Annotated in this window: 1 protein-coding gene; it reads left to right on the forward strand. The window is 54.1% G+C overall.

The window, feature by feature from the left end; all coding sequences use genetic code 11:
- Positions 1-594: 594 nt before the first annotated feature.
- Positions 595-1,284, forward strand: a 690-nt coding sequence (gene kduI, locus MPRO_RS02085) for a 5-dehydro-4-deoxy-D-glucuronate isomerase (protein WP_067286374.1), incomplete at its 3' end; no start/stop codon positions are given.

Here is a 1,284-nt window from a genome sequence, read left to right on the forward strand (position 1 = left end):
TTTGTCACTATGTGTATCTCATTTCTTTCATCTTCCCATCAGAAACCGGCTCACGTCGTTTATACCTTTCTCTTAGGTCTTGAGTTGTGTCTTTTTGTTATTCAAGCAGAAGACGGCATACGAGATGCTCAGGAGTCTCGTTGGCTCGGAGATGCGTATACGATACAGGTCCGACAGGCTGCTAGGTCCACTTCAATATTATCCCGCGCAGCGGCCCAGCCTCCACAGAACAGGTCGCCAAAGCACAGCTCAACATGGCTGCTTCACCGGACCGAGCAACGCCTGCAGTGCCACCATATACGGGTTGATAACACCGACATAATCTCCACGATCCTCACAACGCCCAACCCAAAGCAAGCTCCGCCGCATAGGTTCAGGGGCTGTCGCCTGCAAAATCTCTGACGAAACGCCGACGCGCAACCTTCGCGTTTTCGCACCAGAGCCAACATAGTTAAATTTATGAAACGTTATTTTAATTTTATTGATTTATCGTGCCGTTTAGAGATATGATGCTGTCATTGTCGCCGGGAACAGGTCCCGAGCACTCCCATATTTGAGCCCTTTAAGCGGGCTCGAACAACAGAGGTAGATGCCATGCAGGTTCGACAGAGCGTTCACAGCGAACACGCCCGCCAGATGGACACCGCAGAGCTGCGGAAAAACTTCCTGATGGAGGACATGTTCAATAGCGACCAGTGCAGCATGACCTACAGCCATGTCGACCGAATCATCTTTGGCGGTATCATGCCGGTCAACAAGACTCTGCGCTTTGCGCCTGAGCTCGGCCAGGATCTGGGCGTCGAGTATTTTTTGCAGCGCCGTGAGCTTGGGCTGATCAATATAGCCGGTGCTGGCGTTGTAACTGTGGATGGCACCACCTATGAGGTCGGCCCCCGCGACGCACTCTATATTGGCCAGGGCGCCCGGGATCTCAGCTTTGCCAGCGTCGATCCGGCCAAACCTGCCAAGTTTTATTACAACTGTGCACCGGCACATAGCCAGTATCCAACGCGAAAAATCACGCAGGAAGAAGCGGCCCCGGTCACCCTCGGCGATACCGCCAGCAGCAACAGGCGCACCATCTACAAATACATCGTGCCCGACGTACTGCCGACCTGCCAGCTGCTGATGGGCCTGACCCAGCTGGAACCGGGTAGCCTGTGGAACACCATGCCGTGCCACCGTCACGAGCGGCGCATGGAAGTCTATTTTTATTTCGATATGAGCGCCGAGACAGCCGTATTCCACATGATGGGTGAACCCCAGCAAACCCGCCATCTGCTG

The organism is Marinobacterium profundum (assembly GCF_001528745.1).
Classification (GTDB): domain Bacteria; phylum Pseudomonadota; class Gammaproteobacteria; order Pseudomonadales; family Balneatricaceae; genus Marinobacterium_A; species Marinobacterium_A profundum.